The organism is Bradyrhizobium sp. NBAIM03 (assembly GCF_020194055.1).
Lineage (GTDB): Bacteria > Pseudomonadota > Alphaproteobacteria > Rhizobiales > Xanthobacteraceae > Bradyrhizobium > Bradyrhizobium yuanmingense.
Window position 1 is genome coordinate 309,111 of sequence record NZ_JADYVS010000002.1, and the last position, 21,421, is coordinate 330,531.

The 21,421-nt window shown below is 62.5% G+C and carries 19 protein-coding genes and 1 pseudogene; 10 read left to right on the forward strand and 10 right to left on the reverse strand.

Annotated features, from left to right (window positions below):
- Window positions 1–65: 65 nt before the first annotated feature.
- A complete protein-coding gene (locus tag I6F21_RS04175; RefSeq protein ID WP_225140295.1) occupies window positions 66–1,154 on the reverse strand; it encodes an alpha/beta hydrolase in 1,089 nt (362 codons plus the stop codon).
- A 245-nt stretch (window positions 1,155–1,399) separates the two neighbouring features.
- Between I6F21_RS04175 and I6F21_RS04180 the strand changes: the two genes are divergently transcribed.
- From I6F21_RS04180 to I6F21_RS04200, 6 genes and pseudogenes are all read left to right on the forward strand, one after another.
- The gene (locus I6F21_RS04180; protein WP_036022789.1) at window positions 1,400–2,143 is read left to right on the forward strand and encodes a hypothetical protein; all 744 of its coding nucleotides are present in this window, start codon (window positions 1,400–1,402) and stop codon (window positions 2,141–2,143) included.
- A 305-nt stretch (window positions 2,144–2,448) separates the two neighbouring features.
- Window positions 2,449–5,193 carry a winged helix-turn-helix domain-containing protein gene (locus I6F21_RS04185; protein ID WP_225140296.1) on the forward strand — a complete coding sequence of 915 codons (2,745 nt, stop codon included), beginning with the start codon at window positions 2,449–2,451 and terminating at the stop codon, window positions 5,191–5,193.
- A gap of 173 nt (window positions 5,194–5,366) precedes the next feature.
- Window positions 5,367–6,680, forward strand: coding sequence for an epoxide hydrolase family protein (locus I6F21_RS04190; RefSeq protein WP_225140297.1), 1,314 nt, complete (start codon window positions 5,367–5,369; stop codon window positions 6,678–6,680).
- A gap of 111 nt (window positions 6,681–6,791) precedes the next feature.
- Window positions 6,792–7,460, forward strand: a pseudogene (locus I6F21_RS38640) (type 1 glutamine amidotransferase domain-containing protein); the annotation flags it as partial.
- A complete protein-coding gene (locus I6F21_RS38645; protein WP_050995869.1) occupies window positions 7,446–8,294 on the forward strand; it encodes an enoyl-CoA hydratase/isomerase family protein in 849 nt (282 codons plus the stop codon). The pseudogene I6F21_RS38640 and the gene I6F21_RS38645, both read left to right, overlap by 15 nt.
- A gap of 75 nt (window positions 8,295–8,369) precedes the next feature.
- Window positions 8,370–8,948: a cupin domain-containing protein gene (locus I6F21_RS04200; RefSeq protein ID WP_225140298.1), complete on the forward strand. Its 579-nt coding sequence runs from the start codon at window positions 8,370–8,372 to the stop codon at window positions 8,946–8,948.
- 157 nt (window positions 8,949–9,105) lie between these two features.
- On the opposite strand, the gene I6F21_RS04205 is transcribed toward I6F21_RS04200, so the two are convergent.
- Window positions 9,106–9,858 (reverse strand): hypothetical protein, encoded by a 753-nt coding sequence (locus I6F21_RS04205; protein WP_225140299.1) that lies wholly within the window; start codon window positions 9,856–9,858, stop codon window positions 9,106–9,108.
- A 433-nt stretch (window positions 9,859–10,291) separates the two neighbouring features.
- On the opposite strand from I6F21_RS04205, the gene I6F21_RS04210 reads away from it, so the two are divergent.
- The gene (locus I6F21_RS04210) at window positions 10,292–11,371 is read left to right on the forward strand and encodes a hypothetical protein (protein WP_225140300.1); all 1,080 of its coding nucleotides are present in this window, start codon (window positions 10,292–10,294) and stop codon (window positions 11,369–11,371) included.
- A 32-nt stretch (window positions 11,372–11,403) separates the two neighbouring features.
- Window positions 11,404–11,694 carry a DUF305 domain-containing protein gene (locus tag I6F21_RS04215; RefSeq protein ID WP_225140301.1) on the forward strand — a complete coding sequence of 97 codons (291 nt, stop codon included), beginning with the start codon at window positions 11,404–11,406 and terminating at the stop codon, window positions 11,692–11,694.
- A 179-nt stretch (window positions 11,695–11,873) separates the two neighbouring features.
- Here the strand turns inward: I6F21_RS04215 and I6F21_RS04220 are convergent, their stop codons facing one another.
- Window positions 11,874–12,608: a DUF3750 domain-containing protein gene (locus tag I6F21_RS04220; protein WP_225126006.1), complete on the reverse strand. Its 735-nt coding sequence runs from the start codon at window positions 12,606–12,608 to the stop codon at window positions 11,874–11,876.
- Between the two features lie 164 nt (window positions 12,609–12,772).
- Between I6F21_RS04220 and I6F21_RS04225 the strand changes: the two genes are divergently transcribed.
- Window positions 12,773–13,027, forward strand: a complete 255-nt coding sequence (locus I6F21_RS04225; RefSeq protein WP_036022803.1) for a hypothetical protein — start codon at window positions 12,773–12,775, stop codon at window positions 13,025–13,027.
- Window positions 13,028–13,602: 575 nt separating this feature from the next.
- On the opposite strand, the gene I6F21_RS04230 is transcribed toward I6F21_RS04225, so the two are convergent.
- Together I6F21_RS04230 and I6F21_RS04235 are read right to left on the reverse strand one after the other, a co-directional pair.
- The gene (locus tag I6F21_RS04230) at window positions 13,603–14,850 is read right to left on the reverse strand and encodes a glycosyltransferase (RefSeq protein ID WP_036022807.1); all 1,248 of its coding nucleotides are present in this window, start codon (window positions 14,848–14,850) and stop codon (window positions 13,603–13,605) included.
- Between the two features lie 258 nt (window positions 14,851–15,108).
- Window positions 15,109–15,909 (reverse strand): class I SAM-dependent methyltransferase, encoded by an 801-nt coding sequence (locus I6F21_RS04235; RefSeq protein WP_225140302.1) that lies wholly within the window; start codon window positions 15,907–15,909, stop codon window positions 15,109–15,111.
- Window positions 15,910–15,975: 66 nt separating this feature from the next.
- On the opposite strand from I6F21_RS04235, the gene I6F21_RS04240 reads away from it, so the two are divergent.
- Window positions 15,976–16,434: an Rrf2 family transcriptional regulator gene (locus tag I6F21_RS04240; protein WP_036000430.1), complete on the forward strand. Its 459-nt coding sequence runs from the start codon at window positions 15,976–15,978 to the stop codon at window positions 16,432–16,434.
- 74 nt (window positions 16,435–16,508) lie between these two features.
- Here the strand turns inward: I6F21_RS04240 and I6F21_RS04245 are convergent, their stop codons facing one another.
- The 5 genes from I6F21_RS04245 to I6F21_RS04265 all read right to left on the reverse strand — a co-directional run bounded on the left by I6F21_RS04245 (window position 16,509) and on the right by I6F21_RS04265 (window position 21,298).
- Window positions 16,509–16,679: a hypothetical protein gene (locus I6F21_RS04245; protein WP_157284651.1), complete on the reverse strand. Its 171-nt coding sequence runs from the start codon at window positions 16,677–16,679 to the stop codon at window positions 16,509–16,511.
- The gene (locus I6F21_RS04250) at window positions 16,676–18,076 is read right to left on the reverse strand and encodes an amidase (RefSeq protein WP_225114118.1); all 1,401 of its coding nucleotides are present in this window, start codon (window positions 18,074–18,076) and stop codon (window positions 16,676–16,678) included. The genes I6F21_RS04245 and I6F21_RS04250 overlap by 4 nt, the downstream gene beginning before the upstream one ends.
- A gap of 31 nt (window positions 18,077–18,107) precedes the next feature.
- Window positions 18,108–19,457, reverse strand: a complete 1,350-nt coding sequence (locus I6F21_RS04255; protein WP_036000352.1) for a TRAP transporter large permease subunit — start codon at window positions 19,455–19,457, stop codon at window positions 18,108–18,110.
- Complete coding sequence (locus I6F21_RS04260; RefSeq protein ID WP_025035930.1) at window positions 19,454–20,056, reverse strand: TRAP transporter small permease subunit; 603 nt, start codon at window positions 20,054–20,056, stop codon at window positions 19,454–19,456. The genes I6F21_RS04255 and I6F21_RS04260 overlap by 4 nt, the downstream gene beginning before the upstream one ends.
- A 114-nt stretch (window positions 20,057–20,170) precedes the next feature.
- Window positions 20,171–21,298 carry a TRAP transporter substrate-binding protein gene (locus tag I6F21_RS04265; RefSeq protein WP_036000349.1) on the reverse strand — a complete coding sequence of 376 codons (1,128 nt, stop codon included), beginning with the start codon at window positions 21,296–21,298 and terminating at the stop codon, window positions 20,171–20,173.
- Window positions 21,299–21,421: the final 123 nt, after the last annotated feature.

Sequence of the window (21,421 nt, forward strand, 5' to 3'; positions counted from 1 at the left end):
AGGGCGAGTGCCGCCAGAACACTTGTCTTGCGCATGGTCACATTCTCCTCGTTCGCTCGACGGGATCAGGCTTCGCCATCGACATCGATGATCGCCTCTGCGAATGCGCGCGGCGCCTCCTGGGGCAGATTGTGCCCAATGCCGCCCGAGATGGTCCGATGCTCGTACTTGCCAGAGAATTTTTTGGCGTAGGCGGCCGGCTCCGGGTGCGGCGCGCCGTTGGCGTCGCCTTCCATGGTGATTGTAGGCACGGCGATGGCAGGACCCTGCGCGAGTTTCGCTTCGATGTCCTCGTATCTAGCCTCGCCATCGGCAAGCGCCTGCCGCCAGCGGTAATTGTGAATGACAATCGCGACATGATCCGGATTGTCGAAGGCGCTCGCGCTGCGCTCGAAAGTGGCATCGTCGAAATTCCACTTCGGCGACGCCAGCTGCCAGATCAGCCTGGAGAATTCCCGGCGATACTTGTCATAGCCGAGCTGGCCGCGCTCGGTGGCGAAATAGAACTGGTACCACCATTGCAATTCCGCTTTCGGCGGCAGCGGCATCTTGCCGGCCTGCTGGCTGCCGATCAGATACCCGCTCACAGATACCATCGCCTTGCAGCGTTCCGGCCACAGCGCCGCCATGATGTTGGCGGTCCGCGCGCCCCAGTCGAAGCCGGCGACAACAGCCTTCTCAATCCTAAGCGCATCGAGTAAAGCGATCATGTCTAGCGCAATCGCCGAAGGCTGACCGTTGCGAAAGGATGTCGGGGAGAGAAACCGCGTCGATCCGTAGCCGCGAAGATACGGGATGATCACGCGATAGCCGGAGCCGGCGAGCAGCGGCGCGACATCGATGAAGCTGTAGATGTCATAGGGCCAGCCGTGCAGCAGCAGGACCGCGGGTCCATTTGTCGGGCCGGTCTCCACATAGCCGACATTGAGCAGGCCAGCATCGATCTGCTTGAGGGCAGAGAAAGCCGTATTCGTGCCCGGCTTGATCGCTGGTAGGCTGCCCGATTTCGTCCGGTTGAGATCCGCATCGGCTGCGGCGGTCAGCTTGGTAAGGCCAGCCTGCGAGGTGCCGGCCAGAGCAAATTGAGCCGTGGCGAGCGTCATCGCGGCGGTGCCGAAGAAGTTGCGGCGCTGAACGTCGATCTTGTCTGACATGGTAATTTTCCTGTCGTTGGCCCGTCCAGCTTTCGGTCGAGCTTGGTTGCGAGCTCACTGTGCAACGACACGGCGATTTCCGCCCGTTAACTGATGTTATTTGGCGCGAAACGGCGCCATTCCGGCGGTTCGCATGCCGGTCCAGCCTTCCGCGGGCGGCCATTAACATCGCTTTACATCTATGAACTCGCGCCGCGCGCGTAGGCGGCGGCACCATGGCCTAGTTGAAACGGGGAGAATTAGACATGATTCCGCTCCTGGCCGAAGCGATCGAAGCTCATGGTGGCGAAAGCCGCTGGCGGGCGCACGGCCGTCTCAGCGCATCGTTCGTCATCACGGGCGAACTCTGGGACCTGAAATGCGTGCACCAGAGTGGCCTTCCAAGGACGGTGCATGTCGATCTGCACCGGCAATGGGCGTCTGTCGACGATATCGGCAAACCTGGACAACGGAGTGACTTCACCCCCGACCGCGTCGCGATCCTGTCCGGCGGCAGCAGGACAATCGCCGAGCGCAGGAACCCGCGCGCATCGTTCGATGGCCACGACATGCGTACCGCCTGGGATCTACTGCACCGGGCCTATTTCGGCGGCTACGCGCTCTGGACTTGCCTGACCGTGCCATTCCTGCTCACGATGCGCGGCTTCACGCTGCGCGAGATCGAACCATGGCGCGAAGGCGCGGAAATCTGGCGCGGATTGCGGGCCGTGTTTCCGGAGAGGCTAGCCAGCCACAGCCTCGAGCAGGACTTCTATTTCGGACCCGACATGCTGATCAGGCGCCACGACTATCACGTGCAGATCGCCGGCAATTTTCCTGCCGCCCAATACTTCTCCGAGCCGGTCGTGATCGACGGCATCACGATTCCGACCAGGCAGCGCGCCTATCTGCGCGACCGTGATTTGAAGCCGATCCCGGAAGATCTGATGGTCGGCATAGATCTATCTGTGGTTCGTTTCAGCCCGGCCGAGTCGAATGCCGGATCGTGACCCTATATTGGGCGCATCTCCCATGACCTAACTGTGTATTGATTTGAAGCTCCGCCCGCGACATGCTTCCTCATTGGCCTCGACCGCAGTACTGCTAATTTTCCCGGAATAGTTGTGAAATGCGCGAAATAAACGGCAACGAAGCAACGCGCGCGCCGCGGATTGCATCGCGACGATTGTCGAAGTAGCGGGCGATGCCTTCCAGCCTCCCAGCAAAGCACAGAGGCGCACAGCCATCTCGCGCGAGCGAGCCTGATTCCCTGGGCGTAAGATTCGGCCGGTTTTGTCTTTACGAAAAATCCCGATTGCTCGAAAAAGATCAGGGTCCCGTCAAGATCGGTAGCCGCGCGCTCGACATTCTGTGCCTGCTGGTTGGTCGTGCGGGAGACATTATTCACAAGGACGAGTTGTTGGCGCACGCCTGGCCGAACCTGACGGTGGACGAGGCCAGTCTCCGCGTCCACATCGCAGAGATCCGAAGGGTGCTCGGCGACGGCAAGGACGGTGCGCGCTTCATCACCAACGTACCCAATCGGGGATACTGCTTCGTTGCGACCATCGAACAGCGCCAGCCGGCGCAGGATGCCCCGAAGCCGGCGGCAATGGTCTCGGGCGAACCGTCGTTTCCGCTGCTGCTGACCCGCACGATCGGACGGGAAGATGTGGTTCAGCGCCTCTCGGAGCGATTACTCGCCGAGCAGTTCATTACGCTGCGGGGACCTGGCGGCATCGGGAAGACGACGGTTGCGCTTGCGGTTGCCCACGCATTGTCGGGCCGCGCGCAGGAAGTGCGCTTCGTCGATCTTGGGCCCCTGAAGGAAGGCGAGCTTGTTCCAAGCACCGTCGCTTCGGCGCTCAATCTGGTCGTGCAAACCGCGGACCCGACCTCAAGTATCGTGCAATTCCTGGGCGGCCGGCGCGTCGTGCTCATTCTCGACAGCTGCGAGCACGTCATCGAACATGCCGCACGGCTCGCCGAAGCCATCTATCTGCAGGCGCCTGGCACCAGCATTCTTGCCACCAGCCGAGAATCCTTGCTGGTTCAGGGAGAGCAGATCGTCGAGTTGCCGCCGCTCGCAACCCCCCCCGCGGACCAGGCGCTCACATCGGAGGAGATGCTGGCCTATCCGGCGGTCCGGCTCTTTACGGAACGAGCGACGGCGGCCGGATACAGCGTGGAGATGAGTCCCGACAATATGCGGCTCCTCGCCGGCATCTGCGAGAAACTCGACGGCATCGCGCTCGCCATCGAGCTCGCGGCCGTTCGCCTCGGCGCGCACGGCCTGCGCGAGATCGATGCGCTGCTGGACGGTCGGCTGAAACTGGAATGGCGGGGGCGTCGTACGGCACCGCCGCGCCACCAGACGCTGAGCGCAATGCTGGACTGGAGCTACAATCTCATCACCGACGCCGAACGGCTGGCGCTTCGGCGGCTTGCCGTGTTCGCCGGGGCGTTCACCCTGGAAGCTGCAATAGCGGTTGCCGGAGCTGAGCCCGAAGACGAGCAGGTCATCGACATGATCGGGCAACTCGTCGCCAAGTCCCTGCTGTCAGCCAGGCCAATCAAATCGTCGATGCGGTATCGGTTGCTTGACACCACCCGGACCTACGCGCTGAAAAGGCTCAGCGAAAGCGGCGAGGCCAATACCATCGCGCGACGGCACGCGGAATACGTGATGAGCGCGCTGGTCCGTAGCGGGTCGAACGGAAATGCCCTAGGCCTGCCGGCGCGCTCCGAACTGCTCGGCGACGTGCGTGCCGCGCTGTCATGGGCCTATTCGGATGAAGGTGCGGCAGAATTGCGCGTTCCCTTGAGCGGCGCTAGTGCTCCGCTGCTCGTCGAACTGAACCTGCTCAACGAGTGCAGCCGGGTGGCGCAACGCGCCCTCGGAGCGCTCGACGACACCAACCGCGGCGGAATCTGGGAAATCGAACTGCAATCGGCGCTCGGTCACGCAGCCATGTTCACAGAGCGCAACAGCGAGCAGGCCGAGGCCGCGCTGCTACGAGGGCTCTCCGTCGCAAGGAAATTGTCGGATCGACCCAACCAATTCCGGCTGCTGTCGCGCCTCAACATGTTCTACCGGCGAACCGGCGAATGCGACCGCCTGGTACCGTCCGCGGAGGCGGCCGAGGAAGTGGCACGCGAGATCGGCGATCCCGCAGGACTTGCCGGAGCAAGCGTCCTGCTCGGCGTTTCCCATCATTTGGCCGGCAATCAGATCCTTGCGCAGCATCACCTCGAAAAGGCCATGCAAAACGACATCGCGCTGCGCGTTGCCGGTCCCAGCCACTTCGCCTTTGCGCGCACGCCACGCATTCCGCTGGCGCGAACATTGTGGTTGCGGGGATTTCCTGATCAAGCGGTGGAACTCGCCCGTGCGGTCACCAATGATGCCGCGCCAAAAGACGTTGTGATGTACAGCATCGCGCTGTGCTGGGCTGCATCAGTATTTGGCTGGGTCGGCGATTGGGCGAGCGTGGAAAAATTGACCGCGCGCCTGAGCGAACACGCCTTGATGCACGGCTTCGTTCCGTATCAGGCCGTGGCCGACGGATTCCGTGGTCAGGTGATGGTAGCCCGCGGCGACGTGAAGGACGGCGTCGATCTTCTCCACGACGTGCTGCCCCGCCTGCACGCCGACCGCTACGAACTCTACGCATCCGGGTTCAGCGCCGACCTAGCGCAAGGGCTAGGCCGGCTAGGGCGGGTTGAGGAAGCGCTTGAAGCGCTCGACAACTCGATGTCCCGTACATCCGCCGGCGGTGAGATTTTTGATATGCCGGAGTTGCTCCGGCTTCGCGGCAAGCTGAAGGCCCAGGGCGGCGACGAAGACGGCGCGAGGCAGAGCCTCAAATCATCCATTGAACTCGCCGAGACGCAAGGCGCGTTGTCCTGGCGGCTGCGCTCCGAGATTACGCTGGTCGTGCTTTCCGGCAAACAGGGCAAGAAATCCGCGCTGACGGCTTTAGCCCAGACGTTGGCTCGCTTCAGTGAGGGGCTTGAGACAGCCGATTTGCAGTCGGCTCGCGGCCTGCTCCAGTCCTGATCATTCTCGGTGGGCGACGCTTCGCGTTATCGCGAGGCAAGCAAGCGGCCCAGCGGAGCATAACGCGCTTTTACATCACCTAACGAGCAATCTCCCAGGTTCTGCGCAAGTGTGGCGGCGTCACGAACCGCCTGGCCGGCCATATCGACGGCCCGCAAACCAAGGAGATTAAAATGATCGCGCAGTCCACTTCCGAAACGATCGACCAGGATCGCCGCCAACTGCTGGGTACCGCCGCCATGGGCATCGTCGCCGCGGGAGCCGTCAGCCTTCTGCCGTTGCAGCCCGCCTCGGGCAAGACCGCTGGCGAAATCCGCCCCTTCCACGTCCATGTTCCCGAGGCCACTTTGATCGACCTTCGTCACCGCCTCGGCGCGACGCGGTGGCCGGAGAAGGAGACCGTGACTGACGACAGTCAGGGCGTGCAGCTCGCGACCGTCAAGAAGCTGGTCCAGTACTGGCAGACGGACTACGACTGGCGCAAGGTGGAAGCACGGCTCAATGCACTGCCGCAATTCATCACCGAGATTGACGGGATTGACATCCACTTCATTCACGTTCGGTCCCGGCACGACAATGCGCTGCCGCTGATCGTAACGCATGGCTGGCCCGGCTCGATCATCGAACAGCTGAAGATCGTTGATCGCCTGGTTAATCCCCTTGCCCACGGGGCGGCAGCGTCGGATGCTTTTGACGTGGTGATCCCGTCGATCCCCGGCTACGGGTTTTCCGGCAAGCCCGAGACCACCGGCTGGGATCCGCAGCGCATCGCGCGCGCCTGGATCGTGTTGATGAAGCGGCTCGGCTACATGCGGTTCGTCGCGCAAGGCGGCGACTGGGGCAACGCCATCACCGAACAGATGGCGCTTCTCGGCGCACCCGAACTTGTTGGCATCCACACCAACATGCCTGCAACTGTTCCTGACGACGTTGCGGCTTCGCTCCAGGCCGGTGGGAAGCAGCCGTCAGGTCTCTCCGGCGAAGAGCAGAACGCGTGGAACCAGCTCGACTTCTTCTACAAACACGGCCTCGGCTACGCTATCGAAATGGCCAACCGGCCGCAGACGCTGTACGGCATCACGGATTCGCCGGTCGGCCTCGCAGCATGGATCCTCGACCACGATACACGCAGCCATCAGCTTATTGCCCGAGTCTTCGGCGGCGAGACCGCCGGGCTCACGCAGGACGACATCCTCGACAACATAACGCTGTACTGGGTGACGAACACGGCAATGTCATCGGCGCGACTTTATTGGGAGAACAAGCTTCAGTTCTTCCAGCCGAAGAATGTCACTATTCCGGTCGCAGTGAGCGTGTTCCCGGACGAGATCTACGCCGCCCCACGGAGTTGGACGGAACGTGCCTATCCCAAGCTGATCCATTTCAACCGGCTTGATCGCGGCGGACACTTCGCCGCCTGGGAGCAGCCCGAGCTGTTCAGCGCGGAGATGCGCGCCTCGTTCCGCTCTTTGCGTCAATCGTCCTGAAAAATGGAGGCGCGCGAGGATATTGCGCGCCCCCATCAGCACCTGACGCCCCTTGCCACTCAAACCAAACACGGCGTGTTCACCTGATGGCGCCGACAATGGGAGTTTCCAATGAGAATCCTGATGGTCATGACTTCGCACGATCAACTCGGTAACACCGGCCGCAAGACCGGTTTCTGGCTCGAGGAATTTGCGGCGCCCTACTTCACCTTCCTTGATGCCGGCGCGGACATCACCGTAGCTTCGCCCCGGGGCGGTCAGCCGCCGCTCGATCCCGTCAGCGATACGCCGGAAGGTCAGACCGACCTGACCAGGCGATTCAAGCAGGATCCCGCAGCGCAGGCGGTTCTTGCCAATACGCGCAAGCTGTCGCAGATGAAGCCCGCAGACTTTGATGCGGTATTCTATCCGGGTGGTCACGGCCCTATGTGGGACCTCGCCGAGGATCCGGATTCCGTCGCGCTGATCGAAGCCTTCTACAACGCCGGCAAGCCGGTGGCGGCCGTCTGCCATGCGCCGGGCGTGCTCCGGCACGTCACATACAACGGCGAGCCGATCGTGAAGGGCAAGCGCGTGGCCGGATTCACCAACAGTGAGGAAGAAGCGGTTGGGTTGACGAAGGTCGTGCCGTTCCTTGTCGAAGACGAATTGAGGCGGCTGGGCGGGCTATTTGAAAAGGCGCCGGACTGGCAGAGCTTTGTCATCACCGACGGAAGGCTCGTCACCGGCCAGAATCCAGCCTCGTCAAAGGCCGGCGCCGAGGCGCTGCTCAAGCTCCTGAAGCCTGCAGCCACCCGCGGCATCAGGCTGCAACGCCGCACGCCATCTTACTGGCGCGTCACCTTCGACCTTCCGCCGCTGAATATCTTTGGGCCCGAGAACATTCCGCAGCTCAACGAAATCATCACGGCGATCGAGACCGACCCGCAGGTCAAGGTGGTCGTGTTCGACAGCGCAGTCGAGGGCTTCTTCCTGACGCACTACAATTTCTTCGCCCCGCTGGAGGAGTCGACGAAGATTCCGCCGGGGGCCACCGGACTGCAGGCGCTACCTGACCTGCTGGTCCGTCTGAGTCGCGCGCCGGTCGCGTCAATCGCCATGGTCCGTGGCCGCGCCACCGGCGTTGGCAGCGAACTGGCGCTGGCAAGCGACATGCGCTTTGCGAGCCGCGAAAATGCGATCCTGTCGCAATGGGAAGTCGGCGCTGGCCTCGTGCCGGGCGGCGGCCCAATGGCGCGGCTCCCGCGCTTGATCGGCCGGGGTCGTGCCCTTGAGGTGCTGCTAGGCGCCGATGACATCAGCGGGGATCTTGCGGAACGCTACGGTTACGTCAATCGATCGCTGACGGACGCAGAACTCGACGGCTTCGTTGACGCCCTGGCCAGACGAATCGCCTCCTTCGACAAGCAAGCGATCGCCGAGACAAAGCGGCTGGTCAACGTCGCGAGCCTGCCGTCGGATGCGGACATCGCGCCCGAATGGGACGCTTTCCTCGCGTCGGTCCAGCGTCCGGCCAGCCAGAGCCGAATCAAGATCCTGCTCGATCGTGGCTTCCATCGGCCGGGCGATGTTGAGAACCGGCTCGGATATCACGTCGGCCGGCTGAACAACTAACCATCCGGAGAATCCGCGACAAGGGGCTGCCCCGAGGCGGCCCCCTCTCAGGTCTTCGCTAGCAGAGGAGAGGTTATGATCCTCGAGCATCAATTGGATGAGGATACATTCCGAGCGATTCTGCCGGAAGAAATTACGTGGGAGCCGTTCCCGGCGTTTCCAGCGGGCGCACGTCTAGCTGTTATGGTTGGTCACCCCGCCGAACCGGGGCCGTACCTAATTTGGGTTAAAGTACCGCGCGGAACGAAGCTTATGCCGCACAAGCATCCGGAGGACCGGATCTACACGGTCATATCCGGGGTCTTCTATATCGGCCTTGGAGAAGCCTTCGATGACGACAAGCTCAAGGCCTATCCACCTGGGAGCGTCATTGTCCTCCCGGGCGAGACCTGGCATTTCCACTGGGCGAAATCAGGTGAGTACGTCACGCAGGTCTCGGCGCTCGGTCCGCTCGGCCTCGAGTATCACGACTCGCGAGATGATCCGCGCGGCAGTGCGGGGGCCGCAATCGGAAGCGAGAGGAGCAATGGTCGTCTCTGCGACCACAGCAACTCCGCTTCGGGTGAATTCGCCTATCACATCGATAAGCAGTTCCGTCATACTGCAGTCATCGATCCGCGACGACTGTTCGTCAGCAGGGAACGGATTGAATGAGCGGGTTGTCGCATGACCGCAACGGGTCACAAGCTGCGGTCCGACCGCTCTGCTCGTCCGGTCCGGTTTCTCTCCGAGAGCAGGCTTCGCGGCAGTTCATGGGCAGTTCGGCTGAGGGCCAATGACCTGACATTCGATGCAAAAGCGCTTCGGTCGCTCACGGCGGCGGAAAGGCTCCTGCTATTGGCCCGACGACGTCGCGGCCAGCTGCCGGTCGATGGGATCGAACGAAAATGAAACGAGATGCTACGGGTATATCCGCTTCGGAGCGACCATCCTGGCCGATGAGTATCAATCCGGCGCCGCCATTTGCCACATTCAGAATGATCGGCTCGCCGCTCCATGTCTTGATCGGGTCCATTCCGATGATGAGAAATTCGCCGATAGGCTGGTCGAAATATTGAAGACGCAATTGCGGGCCGACTTCGGCCGCAGCGAGTTCGAGGCCGAACTGCTGGGCGCGTGCGTAAACGTTAGCCAAAGTCACGGTATCGGACGTGAATCCAAGCTGCGCAGGCGATAGATCGAGAAGCTCCACATATGTCTTCCGAGAGCTAACGGTGAACGTCGGCCTAGCAAGGATTTCAGCGGCTTGACCACCGACATTGCAGCCCTTGCTATCGAGTTCGTTGCGCAAGGCAAGAGAGTCGGCGAAGGTACCTGTTGTGATCGTTTTCCATGTCGCAACGTCGCGCGCGGACTTAATAGGCTGTTGCGACGCCGGAGCCGAGCGCGTCTTGAGCTTCAGCTTGTTTTGCAACACGTCGCGCGCCGCGCATTGAGCGGACGCGGCGCTCGCAAAGGAAATGACGCAGGCCGCCGAGAGTATGGAAGCCAAAAGGTAGAGGAAAGGTCGGCTTGCTTGGTTATGACCTGCCGCGCGCCGGGCTCGGCTTGTGAAAATACACATGGCAAATGACTTTTCTGAAAACGTTTGGACCGAAAAAGCCCAATTCCGGCAGCGGACGCTGCGCCGACGCGATGCCCTTCTCTTATCCGGCTTCTTCCAACCGTACTCCGTTTAACTAAGACAGCATGTGAACCAGCTCACAGCCTCCTTCGACGCGTGCTTACGCGCTTACATCACCGGCGCCGAACTTGTGATCAACGGCGGCTACCTGCCGCAATAGCCCGCTGCCACGGCGGTACGCGCGCTAAGCATTGCACGGCATACAGCGCGCGTCCGCCGTGATGCAGCTCGATTGAAAAAAGAGTAGGGAGCACGCTTGGCAACGTCTAAACTATCACAAGAGCCATCGCCCTGACATCATGCTCTGGCGTTCTCGTCTCCTACCGCCCGCCTCAATCACGCTTTAGTCACCTCACCACCTGAGGAGCAGAAATTGAACCATCTCGCGCCGCCTCGCTCCTCTGGTTGCCTGCTGGCCCTGATCATCCTCGCATCGGTGGCGGCCCCGGTGCCGGCTCACGCACATGTCAAATGGTTTGCGCCCTATATTGTCGGAGCGCCACCACAGTCGATCGGGGCCACGTTGACCAATGTATGGTTCTGGACCGGCATTGCGCTCGTGCTGGCATTCTTCCTCGCGTCACGAGCCATCGAGAAGTCGAGCGCCGGCGAGTCGGTCCTGCTGGCCATGGATCGCATCACCGACCCTCTCTGGATGCGCCTCGACGACTTCGTGCGCGTCGTCATCGCCGCCTTCTTCGTGGCGATCTTCGCCGTCGGCGGCGTCTACCTGACGCCAGATCTCAAAACGCCGGCCGAATGGGTGTCCTGGACCCAGCTCCTGATCGCCGGGTTGATCTTCTCTCGCAAGACGCAGCCACTTGCGGCTCTCGGGATCATCGCCTTGTGGCTACTCGCGCTGCGCGACTATGATGTCTTCCATTTGCTGGACTACCTGGCGCTTGGAGTCGGTGTCGCCGCCTATCTGGTGTTGGAGGCTTCATCCAATCCGGAATGGCGCAACCATCGCTTCGAGGCGCTGCGCTGGGGCGTCGCCATCGCGCTGATGTGGTCGAGCCTCGAAAAGTTTGCCTATCCGGACTGGTTCTACCCGCTCGTGCAGGAAAAGCCCTTCTTGACCTTCGGCATGCCGCGCGACGTATTTATCCCGATGGCGGGCGTCGCCGAATTCACGATGGGATTCGGATTGATCTGGACGCCGCTTGTCGGCCGGCTGTCGGCCATCGCTCTTTTCATCATCTTCAACGCAGCCGTCTATCCGTTCGGGCGAACCGACCTGATCGGACACGCGCTCATCATGGCGGTCGTCGTTGCCATTGCTGCCGATCATAGTCGTGAGGTTCATTTCCTGCCCGCACTCAAGCGAAGGCTTGCCGGCGTCCCGGCCGGACTTGCGGCGGCGCTAGTCATTTTCACATCGGGTTACTGGGACTGCACATTGCGATTTATGGCATCGAAGGAGACATCGGAACGCTGGCTGGAGAGCGGCTGACCCATACGCCGAACCCCGAACATCCGCATGGCATGCACGGCGCTGCGGCGATAGGGTTGACGGCTCCGGATGCCTACCGCGCCGCCATGGACCGCATGCACGGTCCGATGATGCGAGGCATCACCAATGCTGATCCCGATGCGGCCTTCGTGCTCGGCATGATCCCACACCATCAAGGCGCAGTCGACATGGCCGAGATCGTCCTCAAGTTCGGCAAGGATTCTCGAAACCAGCACTTTGCTCGCGAGATCGTCGACACCCAAAGGCGAGAGATCGGCGAGATGCGCGCATGGCTCAGTCAGAAGAACATTCCGCAACCGTGAGGAAGGGCGATGAGCGCGACAGGCTCCGTCGTCCTGATTGGTCCCGCTTGAGCGCAACAGATGCTCGGCAGGAACAAACATCACGTCAGTAAGCAGCCAGCTCTTCTATCGATCCAAGCTCTTACGAAAGCACTGAGCAGTCCACAAACGGTGCGGCCAACCCAGCAGTTCGCTCTCCATCACGACAGGCCGGGGGTTACCCCAAGCCGACCGAGGCCAGGTAGCTTGAGCGCCGGGCGTCGGATGTCGATGCCGAGAACGGCGCCGAAGAAATTGATCTCCAGACCTTCGACCCAGCCGAGCGAGAAGCCGATGTATCCGGCAAGCGAGGCGTAGATGCCCGTGCCGGACGCCGTTACGCCGAACCATTTGCCGGTGTACGGGAAGTCCTTGCCGATCGCGGTCGGTGGCAGGACGGCCCGGAGCTCAGGGACGGAATCGAGTGCGGCCTGCACGAAGGTGTTCGAATTGGGCCCAGGCCAGACGCTGTAATCTCCATAGGATCGAAACCTGTAGTTTTCGACCACATGCCTGATCTTCGGGATCAGCGCCTCCGCACGCTCGCCATCGACGGCCACGACGATTTCAGGCACAGCGCCGAACCATCGCCCGTCCGGAGCGAAGCCGTTGGTGCGGATCGGCTCGCCCCAGGCCGTGTAGTCGTACCTTGTGTAGGTCGGCGCATCTTTCTCTTTGACGACGATCCAGGTGTGAATCGCGAAGATGCCGCGCCATCTCACCGTTCTTGCTCCGAACACCCGGATGACGGCCTCACGGTGGTCGGTCGCGGAGGTCAATAGACCCGCGCTGGAGCGGTCGGCCGTTTGCCAGTTCTGGCGGCCATCATCCAGCCAAAAATATCTCGCCGCCGATGCGGCAAGCGGTGCGAAGAGGAGGAACAGAAAGATGAGCAACGGCTTTTTCAAGGGAGCGGTAACGGCGGGGATCTTCGACAAGCATATAGTTCGCATCGATGTCGACGCCATAGCCGCTGCCCCCGGTCGCCGAACGAGCCTGTCACCTCGGTCGGGCGGGCACGAGATCGATCGAGTTGTTCCGCAACGGATGGAGCACACGCATGGACATGAAGGAAGCCGCGGCAATGACGGAAGCCTCCGGGCTGACGGACGATCAGGGCGGCATGGAGCGGACTTCAGGCCCGCGGCCGGGTTCCGGAGAGCAAGGAGGAGCTTTTGCTCCGCAGGCCCGCACGCCGTCGCCAGAGCCGGCGAAGCGATGGGCCGACCAGTTGCGCGAGGTGACGGTGAGGGCGCCGTTACGGTCCTTGCTCGTCGCTTTCCTGGCCGGAGCATGGATCGCTCGCCGCCGCTAGGAACTGTGACAAGAAGCAAGCGGTTTCAGGCGCTGGCATAGGAAAGGGTGGACGATGAGACTTCTGGTTTTGGCCGCGACTGTCCTTCTGGGCACCATCTCGTTTTCCATGGCGCAAAGCTCAGGAGGCGGTTCGGGAGGTGCTTCCTCCGCTGGAGGGGCGGGCGCAACCGGTTCGGGCGGCGCTGGTGGCTCGACGCTCTCGAACGGGACGACGCTGAGCGGAACCGGCGGTTCGCCCGGGCCCAACACGCTCAATGCAAAAGGGCAGGGAACGACGGGCCAGAGACTCGGCGTGACCCCGTCCGGTCAGGAGGGCGGCGGATCTCGACCGTCTTACAACACGCCAGCCGCAAACGCCGCCGTCCAGCAGCTTGGAAACACCAACACGGGCATCCTTAAGAAGTAGCGGTGATCAAGGCGGCGTGCCCACTCGCTGTGGCGGCGGCGCTTTGACGTTCGCCCTGCAGTGGACCAGGAGCAGGCACCTGCAGGTCCAGATCGTTGAGCGACCGCAAGGGCTGCTCACCTGCATTGCAACTCGAGCCTTTTGAATCGGCCTGTGCAATTTCGGGCCTAATTGAGAAGGTGTTGGCTTCGCAGGAAGCCAATCGCGCTTGCGACGCCGTCTTCGACGCGGATCGCTTCGCCAAGGCGGTTCGCTCGCTGCTGAATCAACGGATTTCCGGTGGCCTCTGCGATCGCGGCGGCCAGCCAATCGGCTGAAAGGTTCCTCACTCCTCTTGATCTTGGTCCGACGCCCAGATCATCGATGCGCCTTCCCCAGAACGGCTGGTCGCCAAAGAAGGGACAAATGATATTCGGCTTGCCAGCTCGAAGCGCAGCCCCCGTAGTGCCGGCCCCGCCGTGATGGACGCAGGCCGACATCAGCGGGAACAACTGCGCATGCGGTGCGCCTTGGATGAAATGGACGTGACTGGCTCCGAGATCGCCTCGAAGAGCACCGCCGCCGACCGCTAGAACGCCGCGTTTCCCAGCCTTGGCCAATGCCTCCAGTACGAGTTTCGTCAGGGACGTCGGGTCGACACCTGGCATGCTGCCAAAGCCCACATAAACAGGCCGCTCATCGCCCTCTACGAAGCGCTGGAGTTGCGGGTCAGGCTGCCAAACGTCGTCGCCTCCCAGGAACCAGTACCCAGTCACCGCGACAGTATTCGGCCAGTCCGGCGGAACGGGCACGACATGCGGACTATAGGCGTAGAGCGTCGCGCGAGGCCGCAGCTTCTTCTCCGGCGTGTTTGCGAGGTGGAGCTCGGTGGCCCGCCATTCCCCGATCATCCCGCGAAAGAGGGCGTAGGCGCTGTGAGCCATCGCGCTGTGCGTGAGTCTGTTGAGGGGGCCAAGCGAGCGGAACGGCACGAGCGGGCTCGCGAACGCTGCTGTCGGTGTGAAGCCAGGCAGGGGAGAAGCCAGAACGGCAGGGCAGGATAACTTTTCTGCGATATGCGCCGCGGCGATGGCCTTCGGGTGATAGATGATCAGTTCTGGACGAAATCGTCGGGCGGCTTGCCATTCGGCGCTGAGCTGTTGGCGGCCGATCGGCCTGAACTGCTTCAGCATCCTGAAGCCAGCCATAAACCCCGCACCGCCCGCCATTGCCGCCTTGGCTTCCGGGGTTTCCAGGAGGGCGAGATATTCACTCGGAAGATGCGCGAAAGCGATGCCGCGGCTCACGACGAACGATTCGAACTGCGAGGGCGCGGCGATCAGCACTTCGTGCCCGGCCTGCTTCAGACCGAGCGCCAAGGCGAGATAGGGTTGCACGTCGCCGCGGGTGCCTAGTGTATGGATTGCGACTCGCATGCTTCTGACCATTGAGAAATGGATTGGGACGACAACCGCTGCTCAGACAAGCCGCTTCTGATGAAGCTTTGATCTCCCGGAAGGATCAAACTTGCTGGCGGCTCGATAGTTGTTTGTCCCTCCCCAGTTCACTGACCACACCCCACCCATGTGTCGCAATCGGGCGCGAGTTTCTGCTCACTGGTCAGACGCTCCGGTTTCGGGAGATCGAGAGATCGGCCGATAGTGTGACGGCCCGCCAGGCTTTATGTTTGAGCCTCATCGTTCAGCGACGCCAATGAGCGCGGTCGAGCTTATCGGCAGCACCGAACGACCATCGGCTCTGGCCCGCACCTCGGCAATCACCGCCGCCTTTTCGATGTCGTCCAGGCTGGTCCAGTCGGGCGACATGCCAAAGAGCGTGTCAGGCGCGTCGAGCGCCGCGACGTCGAGCAGATAATCATGAGTCACCGTGTCGATCCGGGGATTGCGATAGCCGGCAGCGACGAGGGCGCGGGCGAAATCGTCCGGATCGCTCAGGGCCTGAACGGCTTGAGGCATTGCCATGCCCGGCCGATCAGGGAACAGCTTTTGCCGCACTTCGCCCAACAGGAGGAAGGTCGCCGCGCCCCGATCCTGCCAGGTCGCAACCACGCCATGCCCGCCGGGGCGCGTCACCCGTCGCATCTCGGCCAAACCCTTGCGCCAATCGGGGAACATGATGACACCGAAGATCGAAAAGACGGCATCGAAATGTGCGTCGGGCAGGTCCAGCGCCTGTCCGTCCATGACCCGCGCCTTCACATTGGGCAGACCAGCAGCTGCGATGCATCCGACCATGCCGGGCGAGAAGTCGGTCGCCAGGACTCGTGCGCCGGTGCGAGCGGCTGCGAGGGCGAGCGCGCCGGTGCCGGCTGCCACGTCGAGAACATGACTCTGAGGCGTCAGGGTTACGCGCGCCAGCGCCTCCTCCGCAAACAGGGCGGTGAAGGGGTGCGCGGTCTCTCGATAATGCCTGGCTGCGCTGTCCCAGTGGTCTGGATCCTCAAACTGTTGCACGTCGGATACCTCACGAGTCATGTAACTTTATATGTATCATGACTGCGTGCCCTTGCCAATGATGGGATGCGTGCGAAAGATCAGCCGATGCGAAACGACAGCCGCCTTTCTCGAATGCTGCATGTGCTGCTCCACATGGCGCGACATGACGGCCCCATGACCTCGGAGGCGATCGGCACGATGCTGGGGACCAATCCGGTCGTCGTTCGCCGCACATTGGCGGGGCTGCGCGATGCGGGCTATGTCCGGTCGGACAAAGGGCATGGCGGCGGCTGGGTCATCGCGTGCGACCTCGAGCGCGTGTCACTTCTCGATGTCTATCGTGCGGTTGGTGGTCCCCGGCTATTTGCGATCGGGAACGAGCATTCCAATCCAGACTGTGCGATCGAGCAACTCGTCAACGCAGCGGTGGACGATGTCCTTCGCGATGCCGAAGCATTGCTGGTCGAACGGTTGGGCGCGGTGAGCCTCGCAGACTTGAGCAAAGGTCTCGACGCGCGCTGCGCAGGCGATCCCAGGTGGCAGCTCGAACGGGTTGGCCGCTAAAGCTCTCTTCTTGTCGTAATTCCGGCTGCTCCGGCCAATGCCGAGAAGTGAAGCGTCTTCTTGCCATGGGGCATTCAGCGAGGCGCGCCGTTCGTCCGCAGGGATCGCACGAAATCGATCACGGCCAGCACCACGACGCAGACAACGATGATGATGAGCGGAATGGCCTTGATCCAGACCAGCAGGATTCCAAGAAATGCGATCATGAGCGCGAGGCCGATGAGTCCGGTGATCAGATTGGTCATCGCACTTTCCTTTTCTCCGCGCCGGGAGCCGAGTTCGATCCGGCGCTCGGGGCGTTGCGCCGACCGCTGCCACGCATGCGCCCAATGGTCTTGATCAGCCAGTGCGCCGTGCGCAAGAGGCGGGCGTCGTTGCCGCGGCGGCCGACGAGCTGGGCGCCCAGCGGAAGGCCCGTTTCTGAACGCATCAAGGGCAGGCTGATGGCGGGCACGCCGAGATAGGTCCAGAGCGAGCAGAAGACCGGATTACCCGTCGTTTCGATTGCGGGCGCCGCGCCCGGTGCCGCGGGCGTCAGGATGGCGTCGTATTCATCGAAAACGTGGTCCAGGGCCTGGTTGAGCGGCGCAATCCCGGCCAGAGCGTTGCAATAATCCGCCGCAAGATGCGCGCGGCCGCGCGCGATCGCCTGGCGTAGCCGCGTGCTCAGTCTGTCGCCGCCGCGTTCGTCATCGCGCCGCAGATTGTGCGCCATATCGACTTCCATGATGATGCGGTGCATGTCGACGGCCCCGTCGAAGCTCGGCCCAAGCTCGACCTCGCTGCACGCTTCGCCCAAAGCGTCGACGAGCTCGGCAAAGGCTTCACGCGTCTCCGGCTCGGCCTGATCCCAGACCGGAGAGCGCACGAAGGCAAATCGCGGCGGCAACGGCGGCTCGCTCGCCGCGACCGCAGAAAACGGCGGGCGTGCAACAGGCCGGGTGTCCGGATCCTCCGGGTCGAAGTCGACCATGACCTCCGCCAGCAGGGCCGCGTCCTCGACGTTGCGCCCGAACACGCCGACATGATCGAGCGTGCGCGACAATTGGAGCGCGCCGCTGCGTGGAATGAGACCATGCGTGGGCTTGAAGCCGACCACGCCGCAGAAGGCGGCAGGGCGGATCACCGAGCCGTTGGTCTGCGAGCCGATGGCACCCGGCACCATCAGCGCCGCGACGGCCGCGGCGGAGCCCGAGGACGATCCGCCGGGGGTGTGATTTGGGTTGTGCGGATTTCGGGTCTTGCCCGGATTGTAGTACGCGTACTCGGTGGTCACCGTCTTGCCGAGGATCACCGCTCCAGCCGCCCGCAGACGCGCCACGGCCGCCGCATCGCGCCGCGGCGTGCGTCCGGCCCACAGCTCCGATCCGAATTCGGTCGGCATGTCGCCGGTGTCGAAGATATCCTTGATGCCCACGGGCACGCCATGCAGCGGGCCTGTGGCCTTGCCGTGCTTGCGATGATCGTCGGCCGCCTCGGCCTGCCGCATCGCGTGGTCGCGATCGAGAAACGCCCACGCCTGGATATCGCGATCGACCTCATCGATGCGCCTGAGGCAGTCGCCGACGAGCTCCACCGAGCTGAGCCGGCCGTCGCGGATGCCGGCCGCGGCGTCCGCGAGGCCGAGCGCGTTGAGACTCATGCGCAGCCTCTCGTCGGTTTGCCGGGTCCGCTCATCGCGCCCCATAGAGATAGCTCGGCAGCCACAATGCGATCCCCGGGAAGATGTAGACTAGTGCCATGGTGAGGAAGACCAGGCCGACGAACGGAAGCGCGCCGGAGAAGATGTCGGTCAGCTTGACCTCGGGCGGCGCCACGCCCTTCAGATAGAAGGCGGCCATCGCGACCGGCGGCGTGTTGAAGGCCGTCTGCGTGTTCAGTGCGACCAGGATGCCGAAGAAGATCGGATCGATGCCGTACTGCGGAAGCAGCGGCAGGAAGATCGGCACGAAGATGATGATGATCTCGGTCCATTCCAGCGGCCAGCCGAGCAGAAAGATGATGATCTGGGTCAGCAGCAGGAACTGGATCGGCGAAAGGTTCATCGAAGTGAAGAACTGCTCGACCACCGATTGTCCGCCAAGGACGGCAAACACCGCCGAAAACGTCCAGGATCCAATGAAGAGGTAGCAGACCATCGCCGTGGCGCGCACGGTCAGGTACACGGATTCGCGTATCATCTCGTAGTTGAGCGAACGATAGGCAGCCGCCAGCACGATGCTCATGAGGGCTCCCACCGCGGCCGCTTCCGAGGGCGTCGCGAGCCCAAACAGGATCGCGCCGAGCACCGAAACGATCAGCAACGCGAGCGGCAGGAACGACGTGGCAAGCGCCCAGATGACCTTCGAGGTCGGCACGTCGGTCTGCTCGCGCGGCAGCTTCGGCGCGAGCGCGGGATTGATGATCGCGCGCGTCATCGCATAGAGGACATACAAGCCGGCCAGCATGAACCCCGGAAAGAACGCCGCCGCGTAAAGCTTGACCGCCGAGACGCCGGCAGTCGCCGCATAGACGATCAGGAGAATGCTCGGCGGAATCAGGATGCCGAGGCAGCCACCGGCGCAGACGACGCCCGCCGACAGCTTGGCGTCGTAGCCCGCTCGCAGCATCGCCGGCAATGCCAGCAGCCCCATCAGCGTGACGACGGCACCGACGATGCCGGTGGCGGTCGCGAACATGGCGCAGGTGATCAGCGTGGCCACGGCAAGTGCGCCCGGCACGTTCTTCATCGACAGCTGCAGCGAGTAGAACAGGCGGTCGAGGATGTTTGCGCGCTCGATCAAATAACCCATGAACAGGAATAGCGGAACCGCCACCAGCACGTCGCTGGATGTGACCTCGAACGTCTTCTGCACCAGAAGCGTGAAGATACGGTTCTGAAAGAAGTCCTGACCGGGGGTGTAGTAGGCATAGTAGCCGAACGAGACGCCCATCGCCATCAGCGTGAAGGCGATCGGGAAGCCGAGCATGATGATGAAGATGAAGAGGCCCAGCATCAGCATGCCGAGTTGAGGATCGGTCATGCGCCTGGTCCCTTCTCACTCTGCGGCTCAGCCGCGTGCTGCTGATGTTCGCGGATGACGAGGCTCTCGGTCTCCTCCACGTCGTGCAGGCGCTGCGGCCATCGACCGGTGCGGATGCACAGCACGCAGCGGATGATCTCGGCGACCCCTTGCAGGAACAGAAGGAAGCCGGTGAGCGGAATCAGCGCCTTCAGTGGAAACACGGGAACGCCGGCCGGACTGAAGATGCTGACTTCGCGGAAGCGCACCGACATCTGGGCGTAGTTCCAGCCCGAATACATCAGCGCCGCGATCGCCGGCAGGAAGAACAGGATATACAGGACGAGGTCCATCGTCGCCTGGGTGCGCGGCGACCAGAGGCGGTAGACCACGTCGGCGCGGACATGGCCGTTTCGCGAGAGCGTGTACGCGCCGGCCATCAGGAACATCGCGCCGTAGGTGATGTAGCTGATGTCGAAAGCCCAGGTGGTCGGCGCACGCAGCACGTAGCGCACGAACACCTCGTAGCTGACTCCCAGGGTGAGGACGAGGATCAGCCAGGCGAACGCCTTGCCCACCCACGTGCTGAGCTCATCGATGAAGAACAGGAATTTCGTCATGCGAGCTGAACTCGCTGCGAGCAGTCCATCCGGATGTCCCCCTCCAACTCGTGGGCGGCGCTTCAATTGCGCCGCCCTCGCGATAAGACCTGACGCGATCCCCCGCGACAGCCGTCAGACCTTGAGCACGCCCGGGAAGTGATGCTCGAAGGCGCCGCGGTAGTCCGTCGCGTTGTTCATGTTGTAGTAAACCACGCGGCGCACCCATTCCTTCTGCGAGTCCATGACCTTCTTCATGAACGGATCCGAGCCGAGCTGGGCGATCAGACCGTCCCACGCCTTGATCTGCGCGTCGAACACCGACTTCGGTGTGCGCTGGACGTTGACCTTGTCCTTGTTGATCAGCTCCTGCAGGTCCTTCGAATAATAATCCATGGCCTTCCATTCGTTGGCGGAGGACACGGCCTCGGCGGCGTATTGCAGGATCGCCTGCTGTTCCTTCGGCAGCGCGTTGAATTTCGTCCGGTTGAACATGATCTCGAAATATTCCGTCGCCTGATGATGGCTGCCCATCATGTAGTTCTTGGCGACATCCTGCGCGCCGAAGCGCCGGTCCGAGGTCGGATTGTTGAACTCAAATCCGTCGATCACGCCGCGCTCCATCGCGGGCACGATCTCGCCGCCGGGCAGCTGCGCGACCGATGCACCCATCGCCTGGAAGAGATCGGCGGCCAGACCGACCGTGCGATATTTCAAGCCCTTGAGATCGGCGTCGCTGGTGATCGGCTTCTTGAACCAGCCGAGCGGCTGGGTCGGCATCGGCATGGCGAAGAAGCTCTTGATGTTGACGTTCATGATCTTGGTCTGGAGTTCCTCGAACAGCTCCTTGCCGCCGCCGTTGTGGATCCAGCCAAGGCCTTCGTTGGCGTTGAAGCCGAACACCGGGCCGGTGCCGAACAGCGAGGCGGCCTTGTGCTTGCCGTACCAGTACACCGTCACCGTGTGTGCCGCGTCGATCTGGCCGCCATGAACGCCGTCGAAGACCTGGAACGGATGCACGACCGAGCCGCCGACCAGATAGTCAATGCGCAGCCGGCCTCCGGCCATATCGTTGACGCGCTTCACATAATCTTCGGCCATCTCGTTGAAGACATCGGCCTTGCCCCACGAGCCCTGCATCTTCAGGGTCGCTGTCTGCGCCCGGCTGACTTGCGGCATGGCGATGGTGGCAGCGCCGGCCGCGCCGGCGGTCAGCAGGAATTTGCGACGAGTTGTTCTGGTCTTTTCGGACTTTGCAGTCATGGACGTCCTCCCTGGCGGCCTGATTGTTCGAACGCGTTTCGACGCGCTTGTCGTTGTGAACCGCTGGAGGTATGCCGCATTCCAGCGACTTTGATCACAGTTTGGACGCATTGCCGGCATCCG